Annotated in this window: 9 protein-coding genes; 3 read left to right on the top strand and 6 right to left on the bottom strand. The window is 69.7% G+C overall.

Annotated features, from left to right (window positions below):
- Positions 1 to 4 precede the first annotated feature (4 nt).
- Together J7500_RS03345 and J7500_RS03340 are read right to left on the bottom strand one after the other, a co-directional pair.
- A complete protein-coding gene (locus J7500_RS03345; protein WP_294060007.1) occupies positions 5 to 1,279 on the bottom strand; it encodes an MFS transporter in 1,275 nt (424 codons plus the stop codon).
- A gap of 83 nt (positions 1,280 to 1,362) precedes the next feature.
- On the bottom strand, positions 1,363 to 3,594 hold the full coding sequence (locus J7500_RS03340; RefSeq protein ID WP_294060006.1) for a TonB-dependent receptor: 2,232 nt from the start codon (positions 3,592 to 3,594) through the stop codon (positions 1,363 to 1,365).
- A 110-nt stretch (positions 3,595 to 3,704) separates the two neighbouring features.
- Here J7500_RS03340 and J7500_RS03335 point away from each other — a divergent pair, with 110 nt between their 5' ends.
- The gene (locus tag J7500_RS03335; protein WP_294060669.1) at positions 3,705 to 4,349 is read left to right on the top strand and encodes a TetR/AcrR family transcriptional regulator; all 645 of its coding nucleotides are present in this window, start codon (positions 3,705 to 3,707) and stop codon (positions 4,347 to 4,349) included.
- 6 nt (positions 4,350 to 4,355) lie between these two features.
- Here J7500_RS03335 and J7500_RS03330 read toward each other — a convergent pair whose 3' ends face one another.
- Positions 4,356 to 4,907: a YceD family protein gene (locus J7500_RS03330; protein WP_294060004.1), complete on the bottom strand. Its 552-nt coding sequence runs from the start codon at positions 4,905 to 4,907 to the stop codon at positions 4,356 to 4,358.
- On the bottom strand, positions 4,904 to 5,416 hold the full coding sequence (locus J7500_RS03325) for a ubiquinol-cytochrome C chaperone family protein (protein WP_294060002.1): 513 nt from the start codon (positions 5,414 to 5,416) through the stop codon (positions 4,904 to 4,906). The genes J7500_RS03330 and J7500_RS03325 overlap by 4 nt, the downstream gene beginning before the upstream one ends.
- 121 nt (positions 5,417 to 5,537) lie before the next feature.
- Between J7500_RS03325 and J7500_RS03320 the strand changes: the two genes are divergently transcribed.
- Positions 5,538 to 6,023: an outer membrane protein assembly factor BamE gene (locus tag J7500_RS03320; protein ID WP_294060001.1), complete on the top strand. Its 486-nt coding sequence runs from the start codon at positions 5,538 to 5,540 to the stop codon at positions 6,021 to 6,023.
- Between the two features lie 104 nt (positions 6,024 to 6,127).
- Complete coding sequence (locus J7500_RS03315) at positions 6,128 to 6,649, top strand: RcnB family protein (protein WP_294059999.1); 522 nt, start codon at positions 6,128 to 6,130, stop codon at positions 6,647 to 6,649.
- Positions 6,650 to 6,823: 174 nt separating this feature from the next.
- Here the strand turns inward: J7500_RS03315 and pbpC are convergent, their stop codons facing one another.
- Both pbpC and J7500_RS03305 read right to left on the bottom strand, forming a co-directional pair.
- Positions 6,824 to 8,899 (bottom strand): penicillin-binding protein 1C, encoded by a 2,076-nt coding sequence (gene pbpC, locus J7500_RS03310; RefSeq protein ID WP_294060668.1) that lies wholly within the window; start codon positions 8,897 to 8,899, stop codon positions 6,824 to 6,826.
- Positions 8,900 to 9,060: 161 nt separating this feature from the next.
- Positions 9,061 to 14,820 (bottom strand): MG2 domain-containing protein, encoded by a 5,760-nt coding sequence (locus tag J7500_RS03305; protein ID WP_294059998.1) that lies wholly within the window; start codon positions 14,818 to 14,820, stop codon positions 9,061 to 9,063.
- Positions 14,821 to 14,909: the final 89 nt, after the last annotated feature.

Raw genomic sequence — 14,909 nt, 5'->3', positions numbered from 1 at the left:
GAGGCTATTCCGCCCAATCCTTCCGCAAATGCCTAACCGCCAATAGCCCGAGCACGCCGGCGATCACGTAGAAGCTCAGCGCGATCAGCGCCGCATAGCGCAGCGCATCGGTGCCGTAGCTCGCCTTGAGCGCGTCGGACATGCCGCCCATCACCCAGGATCCGGCGCCGAGCCCGATCAAATTGTTGATGAACAGGAAGCTGGCCGATGCGGTCGCGCGCATCTGCGGCTTGACGAGGTGCTGGATCGCCGTGGTTATCGGTCCGAGCCACAGGATGTTGAGCCCGTTCGGGATCAGCAGCACGAACCAGGCGATCCAGGGCGAGGGCGCCATCAGCCCCACCGCGAAGAGGGGCGCCGTCACCAGCCAGGCGATCGCAGGCATCTTGGCATAGATGCCCCGGTCGCCGCGCCCGAGCCGGTCGGCGAGCCAACCGCCTGCGAACACGCCCGCGGTGCCGCCGATCAGCAGCAGCGACCCCATGAACTGCGACGCCTCGAGCAGCGAGAAGCCGAAGCTGCGGATCAGCACCGAGGGCACCCAGAAGGCGAGCCCATAGCCGCACATCGAGCTGAACGCGGCCGCGAAGGCGAGCAGCCAGAAGCTCGGCTTGCGCGCCAGGATCGGGAAGACCGAGGCGATCGGCACGCGCTCGGCCGCCGCGGCGCGGACCGCCGCGCTGTCGGCGCCGCCGCGCGCGGGCTCGCGCACCACCAGCCGGAAGATCGGCGCGATCACCAGGCCTGCGACGCCCACCGCAATGAACGCCGCGCGCCAGTTGACCAGCGCCGCGATATAGCCGCCGAGCAGCGCGCCGCCGGCCAGGCCGATCGGAATGCCGAGCGAATAGATCGCCAGCGCCCGCGCCCGCTTCTCGGGCGGGAAATAGTCGGAGATCATCGCATAGGAAGGCGCGACTCCGCCGGCCTCGCCCACGCCCACTCCCAGCCGGAAGAAGAAGAGCTGCCAGAAGCCGGTCGCGAACCCGCACAGCGCAGTGAAGCCGCTCCACACGGTCAGCGACGCCGTGATCACCCAGCTCCGGCTGGTCCGGTCTGCCAGGATCGCGAACGGGATGCCTAGCGTCGAATAGAGCAGCGCAAAGGCCACGCCCCCCAGCGCACCGAGCTGCGTGTCGGTCAGCCCCAGCTCGGCCTTGATCGGCTGGACAAGGATTCCGAGGATCTGCCGGTCGAGGAAGTTGAAGGTGTAGACGAGCAGCAGCATCGCCAGCACGAGGCCACGATACGCACGAGTGGGAGCATGGGCTTCGGACATGCTGAATTCCTAAAAGCAAGCGAGCCGGGTGTCACGCTCGACACCCGGCTCGCGAAAGGGCTCGGCCGTGGCAAGCCGACGGCTCAGAAGCGCACCTCGAGGGTGCCGGTGACGGTGCGCGGCGGGCCGTAATAGCCGATCACCGAATTGCCGGTGAGCGCGCCGGGGAAGTTGTAGCCGCCGACCCGGTAGCGCGCGTCGGTCAGGTTGCGCGCGGCCACGCCCACCCGGTATCGGCCGCTGCCCGAGGTCCAGTTGAGCGCTGCGTCGACGAGCGCATAGCCATCCTGGTCGAGCGCCGGCGTGGCGAACTCGAACATCTGCGTATCGCTGCGCAGCGCCACCGAAGGCGTGAAGGCGATCGTGCCGCCCGCCAGGTCCTCGGACCAGGTCGCCGAGGCGTTCGCGGTCCACTCGGGAGTGTTCTGGAACGAGCGCTGGTCGGAGACGTCGACCGGAGTGGTGCCGCCGCCGATATAGGTGAAGAACTCCTTATAGTCGGCGTTGGTGTAGCCGACCGCAACGCTCGCCTGGAAGTGGCGCGAGGGTACCATGCGCGTCTCGAGCTCGAAGCCGTAGATCACTGCCTTGCCGGCATTGTCGACGAAGCTCGCGATGCCATTGGGCAGCGCGGGCACCTGGATGGTGACCTGCTGGTCCTTATAGTCCGAATAGAAGCCGGCCAGGTTCACGAACAGCTTGTGGTCGAGGAACGCGCTCTTCATGCCGACTTCGTAGCTGTCGATCACTTCGGGCTCGTAGCCGTCGACCGTGGTCGGCGTCAGGATCGCGTCGCCGCGCATGTCGAACCCGCCCGATTTGAACCCCTTGCCGTAGCTCGCATAGAAATTGAGGTCCTGGCGCGGCTCGTAGCTGATGCTGACGCGCGGCGTCGCCTTCTCGAAGGTGCGGCTGTTGGTATAGTCCGAGCGGATCAGCCCGGGCACCGCCGCGGCATTGCCGAACAGCGGGCTGCGGATGCCGGTATAGTTGCGGCGGAAGACCGTGCCCGTCTTGTCGTCCTTGGTGTAGCGCAGGCCGGCAGAGATCTTGAGCTGCTCGGTCAGGTCGAAGCTCAGGTCGCCGAACGCGGCATAGCTCTTGGTATAGACTTCGCCCGAAGTGAGCGTGGTCAGGTTGGCGAGGCCCACCACCGTGTCGAACGCGCCGGCGGCGCGGCCGTTCAGGTAATAGAGGCCGAGCACGCCCTGCAGCCGCTCGCCCTGGTAGAGCAGCTGCAGTTCCTGCGTGAACTGGCGATCCTCGTAGAAGGCGGGGACGTCGAGCGTCGGCAGCTCGGTATTGTCGAAGTCGATCAGCGTGTCGGTACGCCCATCGCGCCAGGCCGTAATCGTCTTGAAGGTCAGCGTGTCGCTGAGGCCGATCTCGCCGGTGACCGAAAGGCCGCGGGTCTCGACGCGGTTGTCGTCGCCGATGCCGGCGCGCGTGTCATAGACGCTCTCGGTCGGCAGGTAGCGCGGATCGGCGCCGTTGGGCAGCAGGCGCGTGCCGTGGCGCGGGTTCGACTTGTCGAGCACGCGGTCGCCCGAGACGCGAAAGAACATGTTGTCGGCGGGCGTGAACTCCGCCGACAGCCGCGTCGCGAGCACGTCCTTGTTGTAATGCTCTGCGCCCGTGGTGAGGTTGGTGCCGAAGCCGTCGCGCCAGTATTTGGCGACTGCGCCGCCGATCGACAGCATGTCACCCACGGGCACCGTCACTTCGCCGATCAGGTCGACCTGATTGTACGAACCATAGGATGCGCGGGCGCGCGCCTCGAAGTCGTGGCCCAGCCGCTTGGTGACATATTTGATCGCGCCGCCGATCGTGTTGCGGCCATAGAGCGTGCCCTGCGGCCCGCGCAGCACCTCGACCCGCTCGACGTCGAAGATGTCGAGCACGGCGCCCTGCGGACGCGCGACATAGACATCGTCGATGTAGAGCGCGACGCCGGGCTCGAATCCCCATAGCGGGTCCTGCTGGCCGACGCCGCGGCTGAAGCCGATCAGCGTCGAGTTGGAGCCGCGCGCGATCTGCAGCGTCAGGTTGGGCGTCTTGTCCTGCAGCGCGGTGATGTCGACTGCGCCGGTCTTCACCAGCGTGTCGCCAGATACGACCGACATCGAGATCGGCACGTCGATCAGGCTTTCCTCGCGCCGGCGCGCAGTGACGGTGATCTCGCCATCGTCCTGCGCGGCGGCGGTGGCGGTGGTGTCGGCGGGCGCCTCCTGCGCCCAGGCCGGCAGCGCGCCCAGCGCCCCAAAGGCTGCGCCCGCGAACAGCACCGAGCGAGCAGACGGAATCATGCGAGACATGCGATTGTCCTCCCCAATTGCCCAACCCGTTCATGCGGGTTGTAAGCCGTTGCGCGAGGCTATACTGAAACATGAACCAGGATTCAACTTCGATCGGCGGGAGAGGGGCGATGGCCGGGCGCGGCACGGCTGGCAGGGGCGAACGGGGCGCAGACGCGGCGAGCGCGGGCAAGGAGCCGCGTACTGCGCGCGGGCGCCGGACGCTGCGCGCGATCCTCGACGCGGCGGCCGCCGAGTTCGGCGAGAAGGGCTTTCACGAAGGCTCGATCAGCGGGATCACGCGCCGCGCCGGCGTCGCGCTAGGAAGCTTCTACACCTATTTCGATTCGAAGGACGACGTGTTCCGAGCGCTGGTGCGCGACATGAGCGAGCAGGTGCGCGAGCATGTCGCGCCCGCCATCAAGGACGCGCCGGACCAGATCGGCGCCGAGCAGGCGGCTCTGCTCGCCTTCATCCGCTTCGCGCGCACCCACAAGGAAATCTACCGGATCATCGACGAGGCCGAGTTCGTCGATCCCGAGAGCTTCCGCCTGCACTATGCGACCACGGCCGAGCGCATCGCCAGGCGCCTCCGCGCCGCCGCCGACCGCGGCGAGCTGCGCGACGACGTCGGCGAGATTCACGCCTGGGCGATCATGGGGATGAACGTGTTCCTGGGCCTGCGCTACAGCGTCTGGGACGAAGGCACGCCGCCCGAGGCAATCGCCGAGACCGTGGCCGCGATGCTCGCCAACGGAATCGTGGCGCGCGACTGAGCCGGATCAGTCCTTCTTCCCAAGCTTGTCCCTGAGCGCCGCCAGCCCGCCGAACGGGCCGCTTTCCTCGGCGAGGCGCTTGGCCTCCTCTTCGCTCAGCACGCCGGCGTCCTTGAGAACGGCCGCCGCATTGGGACTGCGCGGGAAGGGATCGAGCGCCAGCGCCAGCGTCTCCGCCGCCGCCTCGCCCAGGTCGATCGCGCCGCCCGAATAGAAGACGGTGTCGCACTCGTCCTCGCTGAGCTCGAGCTCGTCGGGCGCTTCGCCTTCGCTCGGCTCGGGCAGGAAGCGGATCGCAAAATCCTCTTCGATCTTCGCCGGCAACGGCTCGTCGGTCACGACGCAGGCCTGCGTCACTGCGCCCGACAAATGCCCGCGTGCGATCACGCCGATCGCGTCGCGCCGCAGCGCATAGCGCGCCTCGAGTCGCTCGACCTCCTTCAGCCCGAATCGGCGGGCGAGCGCCTCGCGTTCCTCGGGGCTGGCGGTCACCTCGACTTGCGCTTCGCCGGCACCGATCTGGTCGAGCCGGTGCGGACGGGAGAATTCGGGGGTCATTGCGGCAGCTCCCCGGCGACGACCGAGTCGATCGGCGTGGCCGCCAGCGCGTCGCGGAACGCGCGCAGCCTGGCCTCGACATGCGCCAGCGCCGCGTTTTCGGGCGCATGGCCGCGATAGAGGTTGCGCGCGAGAGCGGGGGCCAGGCTGCCCTCGGCGAGCCCGGCGCGATAGGCGCCCAGCCGTCCCCCGAGCATCCCCATCATCCGGCCCATGTGCTTGCCGACCACGATGTCGCCGATGCCGATCTCGCGCAGCTGCCCATCCATGTCGTCGATGAAACATTCGGCGAGCGCGGTGCTCGGCGCGATTCCCTCGGGCGCCTCCTCCAGCCGGAGCAGCACCATGCACAGCACCGCAGCGATCATGTCGAAGCGGCCGTCGATCGTGTCGGGCACCTGCCCCTCGGCATACCAGTGCGGCGCGCGTCCCTTCGCCACCACCGCGGCATAGAGGCGCGGCGCGCTGCCGCGTTCGGGGGCGCCGAAGAGCCGCTTCAAAAGTCCCATTTCCTGCTTGTTCCGTCCGATGGCTTGAGCCGCGGCCTTGTTTGGCCGCATTTTGCCGCATATTGAGGCGAACGGCGCGCGATGCAATGCGCCGGTACTTGCGTTTGTCCCGGAGACCCCAATGTCGATTCCCACCCGCCTTGCCTGCAGTGCTGCGCTGCTTGCCGTTGCTCTCGGCACGAGCGCCTGCACCAAGACGGCGACGCACCAAGGCTATGTGGCCGACAAGGAGCTGGTCGACGCGATCCAGCCCGGCGTCGACAATCGCGAATCGGTGATGCAGACGCTCGGCCGCCCCACGCTCACCAGCCAGTTCAACGGCGGCGAATGGTATTATGTGTCGCGCGACAGCCGCAACTACATGTACCAGGATCCCAAGGTGCGCCAGCAGCAGACGCTGCGCATCCGCTTCGACGCCGCCGGCAACGTCGCCGCGATCGATCGGATGAACCAGGATCTGGTCGCCTCGGTCGAGCCCTATGGCAAGAAGACCCCGACGCTGGGCCGCAAGCGCAGCTTCTTCGAGGATCTGTTCGGCAACATCGGCACGGTCGGCGCGCCCGGCACGGGTGGCCCGGGCGGCGGTGCCGGCGGCCCCGGCCAATAAGCTTGCTGGCGGCTGACCGGCGCGTTCCCGGCCGGTTCAGCCCGCGTCCTCCAAAAAGCTCCGGTGCCGCTTTTCGAGCGGCCTGAGATGCTTAGGAGGATAGGATGAGAAAGATCATCACTGCAGCGCTGCTCGCCGCGGTCGCCATGCCGGCCGTTGCGCTGCCGACTGCCGCCAGCGCCCAGTCGCGCCAGGAGCTGCGCCGCGACCGCCAGGATATCCGTCAGGAACAGCGCGACTTGCGCCGTGCCCAGCGCAGTGGCGACCCGCGCCGGATCCAGAACGAGCGCCGCGACGTGCGCGAGGCGCGCCAGGAGTTCCGCGAGGACCTGCGCGACCGCAATCGTCGCTGGGGCGACAATGACTGGCGTGACTATCGCACCCGCAATCGCGGCGTCTACGCGCGCGGCAACTGGCGCGCACCCTTCGGCTACACGCGCTTCCGCAGCGGCGTGCGGATCGCGCCGAGCTTCTGGGGTTCGCGCTACTGGATCTCGGATCCCTGGCGCTATCGCCTGCCGCCGGCCGGCTTCAACCAGCGCTGGGTGCGCCATTATGACGACGTGCTGCTGATCGACGTCCGGCGCGGGATCGTGCTCCGCGTGCTCAACAACTTCTTCTGGTAACGGAGGGAAAACGGGCCCCGAGCCGCGATGCGGCTCGGGGTTCGGCCGCGCCGAAATGCGCCCGACGCGGCCGGTGCCCGGAGGCACGGTCCCGAAAGGGGAAGGACCAAAACGCAAAACGCGCCGCAGGCCGTTTCGGTCCTGTAGTGAATTATTTTTCCCTGAGACCGAGCGTCACCGCACGGTGAACAGAATCTGGTCGACCACCCGCCCGCCGAGGTCGACGAGCCGCAGCCGATGCTGCCCCGGGGGCGCCTGCACCAGCGGCCGCGAATCGGCTGGCCCCAAGTCACCTCGATCAAGCAAAAGCCGGTGCCCGGTGGTGTCGCCGGTGACTGCGATCGCCAGCCGCTGGCGGTCCGCGGGAATGTCGGGGTCGAGCGCATAGACGCTGCCCGCCACTGGATTGACGATGCGCGGCCGCCGCGATGCCGCAGGCGCCGCCGCGACTTCGCTCAGCCCCGCTCCGCTGAGGAAATATTCGCGCCGCGGCTGCTCGATGCCGGCCGCAAAGCGGACCGTGCGTTGCTCGACGCCAGCGGGGCGGGGCAGGGCGCGGCCGGGCGTTTCCCGGTGGAGCGCGAGCATCACGTCGCGCCACACCGGCGCCGCACCGCTCGTGCCCGATACCGCGCGCATCGGATCGCCTTCGAGATTGCCCACCCACACCCCAACGGTGAATCGGTCCGAGAAGCCGATGCACCAATTGTCGCGCATCGCCTTTGAGGTCCCGGTCTTGGCCGCGGCCCAGAAGGGCAGGCGCAGCGCCGAATCGGGACCGAAGGTGCCCGCGCGCGCATTGGGATCGGCGAGCATGTCGGCGACGATCCACGCGGCCTCGGGGCTGGTGACCCGCCGCGCCGCCGCGGGACGCTCCCCCCGCACCAGCCGCAGCGGCGACCAGCGTCCGCCCCGGGCAAGGCTGCGATAGGCGGCGACCTGCTCGAGCAGCGTCACTTCGGCCGATCCGAGCGCCAGCGAATAGCCATAATATTGCCCGTCCTCGACCAGCCCGCGATAGCCGCTGTCCCACAGCCGGTCGCGGAAGGCGTCGACGCCGGTGAGCAGCAAGGTGCGCACCGCCGGCACGTTGAGCGACCCCGCGAGCGCGACGCGCGCCGACACCGGGCCCTTGAACGCCCGGTCGTAATTCTGCGGCACATAGAGGCCTGATGCGGTGTCGAGCTGCACCGGCGAATCGTCGAGAATCGACGCTGCGGTGAGATAGCCCTTCTCGATCGCCTGCGCGTAGAGGAAGGGTTTGAGCGTCGATCCCGCCTGGCGATAGGCCGCCGCGCCGTCCACCGAGGGCGCCGTGCTCGCCCCGCCGATCCCGCCGACATAGGCGAGCACCTCGCCGGTGGCATTGTCCGCCACGATCACTGCGCCGTCGCGCGCGCGCGTGCCCCCCAGCCCCTGGAGCTGGCGGCGCAGCGCAGCGGCGGCGGCCTGCTGGATTCGCGCGTCGAGCGTCGTGGTCACCCGCAAGCCCGGCTTGTCGAGCAGGTGCTGGGCGAGGTGCGGCGCAAGCCCGGGATCGAGCGCCAGGCTGCGCGCGGGCCCGAGCATCGACGCGGCGGCACCCGCGAACCGCGCGCAATCCTGCGCCTTCGCCAAAGCGCACGCACGCCGGGCGACTCGCGCCGAGCCCGCCTGCGGGTCGGGCAGCAGCGCAGCGAGCAGCAGCGCGTCGTCGCGCGTGAGCGTCGCGGGCGTCTTGCCGAACAGCCCCAGCGCCGCCGCTCCGATCCCCTGCGCCTCGCCACGGAAGCCGGCGAGGTTGAGATAGGCCTCCAGAATCTGGTCCTTGCTCCAGCGCGCCTCGAGCGCCCGCGCCGCGCGCATCTGGCGCAGCTTGTCGCCCATGCCGCGCCGTCCCGGGCTCGCCAGCTGGGGGGCGAGATAGGCCGCGAGCTGCATCGAGATCGTCGAGGCGCCGCGTCCGCGCCGCCCCTCGGCTCGGTCGCGCAGCGCGCCGCCGAGCGCCAGCCAATCGACTCCGCCGTGGCTGCGGAAACGCCGGTCCTCCGCCGCCAGTATGGTGTCGCGCGCGATCGGGGCGATGTCGTCGAGCCGCGTCCAGGCGAGCCGCCGCGCGCCGAAATCGACGCGGACGCTGTCGATCAGCCGGCCCTCGCGATCGTAGAGCCAGGCTTCGGACGGCTGCCACGCAGCGCGCACCGCGGCATAGTCGGGAAGCGCAGGCGGCTGCGTCGACCAGTCGACGGCGATATGCGTGCCCGCGAGCATGGCGATGGCGCCCCAGGCGAGCCCCGGCGGGGTGAGCACTCCGCGCCACCCACGCTCGCGCCACGCCGTCCGCTCGCCGCCCAGCCAGCGGCCGAGCGCCTGGGGAAAGCCGTCGACTCGCGCGATCAGCCGGCCAAGCCGCTCCCTGACCGCCGCGAACTTCACCGCTCCGCCACCACCATCGCCTGGTTGGGCAGCTGCGCGCGGATCTCGGGCGAGTACATCGCCTCGACCCGCGTCGCGGGCAGGCTGAACCGGCCCGCCGCGTTGAGCCGCATCACGTACGAGATGGTGAAGCTGCCCCGCGGAACCCAGCCGTAATAGGCTCGCCATGCATCGCGCCCGCGCTCGATCCAGTTGGGCGAGACGCCGTCGCTGGTGCCGCCTTCGGACGCCAGCATTTCGGACTGGCCACCCAGGCCCCCGATCACCGTCGCCCCGGTCGGCACGGGGTCGTCGATCACCACCCAGTTGCGCTCGGCCGAGGCCTCGACCGTGATCGTCACCTTGACCACGTCGCCGCGCGTGTAGCGGCCCTGCGCGAAGGACTGGACCGGAGTCACTGTCTTGGTCGCGCGATAGCCCCCGAGCAGCGGTTTGGTGAGCGGCACCGCCGCCTTCACCCTGACGAAGGCCCAGGGCCCTGCGCCGCCGCTCTGCCCGAGCAGCAGCGGCGTGCTCGCCTGCGGCAGCGGCAGGCTGAACAGCCGCTGCGGCTCGGCGATCGGCCAGCTGCGACTCAGGCTCGCCGAACCCAGCCGCGCGCTGGTGACACCCGCGATGCTCTCGGCCGGATAGAGGCTCATGAAGCGCCGCGCGGCGACCGTGCCCCAGGCATTGGCCGTGGTCGTGTCCCAATGACCGCGCTGCTGGCGCGACGCGACGCCGGTCATCATCCGCGGCGATTCGGCCTGCCAGCCGGGGCGGCCGAGCGTCACGAGCGCGGCCTTGATCGCCCCCTCGTCGCCCGAGGACATCAGCCACCAGGGCATATTGTCCTTGTCGGTCAGGTCGACCCGCGTGCCTTCATAGACCAGCCGAGTGCGAAGCACCTGCTCGGCATCGGCGCGGAGCTGCGCACCATTGGCGAGCCCCTGCACGCGGCCGAGCGCGGCCAGATAGTCGGCAAGGCTCGAGGTCGGCATCTCCGCCGGCGCGATGCCGATCTGGCCGAGCATGTCCGCGCTCGCCGCCCCCTGCCGCGCGAGCGCTGCGAAGGCCGCGACGCGCTGGAGCCGCACGTCGCCATAATCCTCATGCCGCAGGCGCCCGTCGAGCACGGCCTTCATCGCGTCGATCATCCGCGCGCGCGGCTCGGCCGGCAGCGGCAGGCCCGCTTCGCCGGTGATCGACAAGACATAGGCCGTGAGCGCCTCCGATCCGGGCCATTCGCCCGGGAAGTAGCGGAGCAGCCCGTCGCCGTCCTGATAGGCCGGGATCTCGCCCGCCAGCGCGTTCCACGCCGCAGTGTCGCCCAGCGCGATCGCCTTGGAGAGCCGCTGCTCGAAACAGCCATAGGGATAGGCCGCCATATAATCGCGCACGCCCTGGAGCGGCGGCGCGAGCGTGTCGGCGAGTTGCACCTCGACCGAGCCGAAGCCGGGCAGCGCGCCGGCAGGCGGCGCGATCGCCAGGCTGGTGCCTTCGCCCACGCGCACCAGGCTCGCCGCCCAGGTCTCGACCGGCACCGCGGGAATCACGTCCTGCGTCACCGTCACGCGGTCGCTGGCCTTGCCGTCGGCCGAGCGCGCCGTGACCGTCCAGCTGAGCTTGCCCGCGCCCGGCGGCGCCGTGAGGTTCCAGGTGACCGGCGCCGCCCCGCCTGCGGGAATCTCCACGGTCAGCGGCCGTCCGGTCGCGACCGCGGGGCTCAGCGCCACCTCCGCCGTGACGCGCATCGGATGGTCCGATCCGTTGCGCAGCGTGAACATCGCCCCGAAGCTGTCGCCGGTGCGCACGAGTTGCGGCACGCCGGCGAAGATGCTCAGGTCCTGCCGCGTCCGCACGCTCGCCTCGCCGGTGCCGAAGAGCTGCGCGCCATTGGTGGCGATCGCGACCAGCTTGAACGACGTCAGCGCGTCCGACAGCGGCACCGCCACTTTCGCCCGGCCTTGGCCGTCGAGCGGCACATGGCCCTTCCACAGCAGCACCGGCTGGAAATTCTCGCGGTTGAGCCCCGACAGGTCGCCGCCCCCGCCGCCGCCCGCCTCGACGGCCTTGCGGCCATAGTGGCGCTTGCCGACCACCTGCGTCTGCGCAGTCGAAGTGAGCACCGAGATCGGCCGCTCGCCCATCATCGCGGCGAGCACGTCCCAGCTGTCGTTGGGCGCGAGCTGGAGCAGCGCCTCGTCCACCGCGGCGAAGGCGACATCGGCTTCGCGCGCCGGACTGCCGTCGGGGTTCTTCACCTGCACCTCGACATTGGCGGTATCGCGCGCGCCATAGGCTTGTCTGTCGGCCTTGACCGCGACGTCGAGCTTATGGCCCTCCCAGCCGACCTTCACCTTGGCGATGCCCAGCCGGTAGGCGGGCTTGGCGAGGTCCACCGTCGCGGTCGGCTTGCCGCCTTCCTTCGAGAAGAAGGGCAGCCCCCAGTCGCGCGCCAGGCTCGATCCCCAGTTGGACCAGCCTGATACGCGCCCGCGCACCGCCATCACCGACACATAGACGTCGGGCGCATAGCCGCCGGGCATCGGCACTTCGATCACCGGATCCTTGCCCGAAAGCCCGACGACAAAGCTCGACAGCACGCCCTCGCGCTCGACCGTGACCAGCGCCGTCGCGGCGCGGAAGGGCATGCGGACCTGGAATTTGGCGGTCTCGCCTGCCTTGTACTCGGTGCGCTCGGGGATCAGGTCCATCCGGTCGCCATTGTCGCCGCCGAACCACCAGTCGTCGTCGCCGACCAGCCACACCGATTGCGAAGCGCGCGCGACATTGCCGTCCGCATCCTTGGTCGTGGCGACGGCATAGACTTCGCCCGACACGCCCGGTTCGAGCTGGCACGCCGCCAACCCCTGCGCGTCGGTCGTGGCCGAGCAGGTGGCGCCCAGCCGCGTGGTCTTCATCTGGTTGTCATAGGCATAGAAGCCGCCGATCAGCCGGCGCCGAGCCGTCAGGATCTCGCGGCTGTAGAGCTCGACCGAGATCTTCTGATTGGCGATCGGCTTGCCCGAGGTGTCGAGCGCGACGAAGCGCAGGCGCAGATCGTCCTGCTTCATCAGCCAGCCGTCGGTCTTGACGCCGAGCTGGACCGCCGAGGTGTAGATCGGGATGCGGCGCGAGGCGGTCAGAATCTCGCCATTGGCGTCCTGATAGTCCATCTCGACCTGCATGTTGGTCGCCTGGTCGAGCGTCTGCGGCACCTCGACATTGGTCCGCGCCGCGCCGTCCGCGCCGAGCGTGATCGGCAGCGTCTGCGTCGGCGGCAGCGGCGTCGACTGCTCGTCGGTCTCGTCGTCGCCGTTGAGCGGCTTGACCCCTTCGCTCAGCGCGCGGCCGGTGAAGCTGTAGCTCTCATAGCCGTCGGGCGCCTTGACGCCCTCGTACCAACCGACGCGGAGCTCGACCGGCAGGTTGGATGCCCCGCCGCCGGAGAGATAGCCGACGAACAGGTCGAGCGGCAGCGCGCGCGGGCGCACCGCGGCTTCCTTCGGGCCCGCGACCGAGGCCTTCATCGTCGGCAGCTTGTATTCGTCGAGCTTGAACGACTGGCCGGTGTAGAGCGTGCGCTCGCCCTCGTCCCCGGGCACCAGCACCTGGACGTCATATTCGCCCATCTTGGCACCCTGCGGCGCGGTCCATTCGCTCTCGCCGATGCCGTTGGCGTCGATCGTGAGCGGCAGGTCGTACTGCGTGTCCGATCCGCGGTGCGAAAGGCGCAGCGTGCCCTGGAAGGCCGGGCCGGTCGCGAAGCCCGTGGCGATCGGCTGACGCACGATGTGCTTCATGTGGATCGTCTCGCCCTGGCGGACGAGCGCGCGATCGAAGACGGTATGGAAGATCTGCTCCTGCGCCTGCCAGCCATAGGGCAGGTCGAAGTCATAGGGGCGGATGCCTTCGCCCCAGCTGGTCAGCGTGAAGCTGAAGTCGTCCGCCTTGCGCGCCGAGACCATCAGCGGCGCGGCGTCGCCCGAATCGCAGCTGCCGAAGGTGTTGGGCTCGGGCAGCCCCTTGGGCACGCCCAATCGGCCCGATGCATCGGTGGTGCCACGCGCGAGCAGCTGGCCGGTGCAGCTGTCGGTCACGCGGACCTCGGCGCCGCCGACGCCCTTGCCGCTGTCGAGCGCGGTCACCCAGACGAGCGAGGTGTCGCGCCCCCATTTGAAATGCACAGCCATGTTGGTGACCAGCGCGCCCGCCGCGACATAGCGCGGCGCGTTGCGGCCGAGCAGCGCCTGTCCCAGCCGCGGGCTCGCCAGCTCGACGACGTAGAAGCCGGGCTGGGTCAGCGGAATGCCGACGACTTCGAATTCCTTGCCCTTGCCGGGCAGGTCGAGCTTGAAGGGCTTGCCCGTGGCCGCGGTCAGCAGCGCCTTGGCGCCGGTCTGGTTGACCTGCACCGTCTCGGCTCCGCGCTTGACCTCGTCGGTCTTGCGCGCGCCGGCGTCGTCGATCGCGCGGAGCCAGCGCGCGACTTCGCCGTCGCCGCCCTCGACCTTCAGGCTCTGTCCGCCCACCGCCATGCGGTTGCCGCCGAGCGCCGCCTCGACGTTGCGCACGCTCACCGGCAGCACGCCGCCTTCCTTCGATTCGAGGATGCCGAAATTGGCGGCGAACTTCACCAGCGGCGGCGCCTCGTCGAAGCGTATGTCGAGCGGGAAACGCTCGGCGTTGGAGAGCTTGCGCCCGCTCTCGTCCGCCACGTCCCCGGGCAGCACCAGGCTGGCGGTTACCGATGCGGGGAGCGGCGCCTTGAAACGCACGTCGGCGATCGTCGCCTTGCGCTTCTCCTCGTCGGAGAGTTGCGGCGCCAGCGTCTTGCCGTCGGGCAGCCTAATCCGGATCGCCTCGGCCTGCGCGCGCGGGATCGGCGCAGTGAAGCGCACGAACGCGTCCTGCACCGGGCTGCATCCCGCCTGCGGATTGACCCGCGAACATTCGAAGCGCGCCGCGAAGGGCTTGCGCACGGTGAAGTCGAAGCGCTGGTCGGCGCCGGCGGCGCGTCCCCCGGCGGCGATGTCCTTGCCCCAGACCAGCGCCATGTCGCGGCCCGGCGGCAGCGGGCGGCGGCACTTGAGCGCGACCACGCTCGCCATCGCGCTTGTGCGCGCACCGGCGTCGGCGGGAAGCGCCTGCGGCAGGCCGGCTTCTTCCAGGAAGCTGCGCACTTCCCAGCGATCGGTGCCGAGATCGCCGACCAGCTTGGGCGCGACATCGGCGGGGAGCACGTCGACCGGGATCTTCTCGCCGATCCCGTCGACTGCGCAATAGGCATTGGCCGCGACCGAGGCGCGATCGGGCGCCAGGTTGGCGGCGACCAGGAAGACCTGGTCCTCCTCGATCTCGCCGCCGTAGCGGCTGGGCAGCACCGCGCGCGCGATCGGCCCGCCGCTGTCGACGGTGAAGCGCGTCTGGCCCTTCACGTCGACGCCGCCCAGCGTTCGCAGCTTGTCCGCCAGGGTGAAGGTGCAGGTCACTCCGCCGGGGAGCGGGTTCGCGAATTCATAGACATAGGTCTGCTGGTCGACCCAGCGGCCCTCGCCCGCCACCGGGCATTCGGCCTTGAACGGCCCTGTCGCCCGAGGATCGCCGAGCGCGACCATCGGCTGGTTGAAGCGCGCGGTGAAGCGCTCGATCGCGCCCTCGCCCACGCCGGGGGTGAACATCTCGACCTGCGGGCTGTTGTCGCCCAGCGCGACGACTGCCCCAAGCGGCGCCAAGACCAGCGCCAAAATCCCCAGCCGCGCCCCAAGCCGCATCCTGCCCTCCCCCAAAGGTCGCGCCACGATACCCGCGCCGAACGGACCGTCCAAGCAACGATTTACTGTCTCCATTCCGGACGATTCAC

The sequence above is a fragment of the Sphingomonas sp. genome (assembly GCF_017744835.1).
GTDB lineage: Bacteria > Pseudomonadota > Alphaproteobacteria > Sphingomonadales > Sphingomonadaceae > Sphingomonas.
This window is presented reverse-complemented; position numbering and strand designations above follow the sequence as displayed.

What these genes read in the sequence shown, in the direction of transcription:
- J7500_RS03345 (WP_294060007.1), bottom strand. Translation starts at nt 1,279, where the DNA reads ATGTCCGAAGCCCATGCTCCCACTCGTGCGTATCGTGGCCTCGTGCTG.
- J7500_RS03340 (WP_294060006.1), bottom strand. Translation starts at nt 3,594, where the DNA reads ATGTCTCGCATGATTCCGTCTGCTCGCTCGGTGCTGTTCGCGGGCGCA.
- J7500_RS03335 (WP_294060669.1), top strand. Translation starts at nt 3,705, where the DNA reads ATGGCCGGGCGCGGCACGGCTGGCAGGGGCGAACGGGGCGCAGACGCG.
- J7500_RS03330 (WP_294060004.1), bottom strand. Translation starts at nt 4,907, where the DNA reads ATGACCCCCGAATTCTCCCGTCCGCACCGGCTCGACCAGATCGGTGCC.
- J7500_RS03325 (WP_294060002.1), bottom strand. Translation starts at nt 5,416, where the DNA reads ATGGGACTTTTGAAGCGGCTCTTCGGCGCCCCCGAACGCGGCAGCGCG.
- J7500_RS03320 (WP_294060001.1), top strand. Translation starts at nt 5,538, where the DNA reads ATGTCGATTCCCACCCGCCTTGCCTGCAGTGCTGCGCTGCTTGCCGTT.
- J7500_RS03315 (WP_294059999.1), top strand. Translation starts at nt 6,128, where the DNA reads ATGAGAAAGATCATCACTGCAGCGCTGCTCGCCGCGGTCGCCATGCCG.
- pbpC (WP_294060668.1), bottom strand. Translation starts at nt 8,899, where the DNA reads ATGCTCGCGGGCACGCATATCGCCGTCGACTGGTCGACGCAGCCGCCT.
- J7500_RS03305 (WP_294059998.1), bottom strand. Translation starts at nt 14,820, where the DNA reads ATGCGGCTTGGGGCGCGGCTGGGGATTTTGGCGCTGGTCTTGGCGCCG.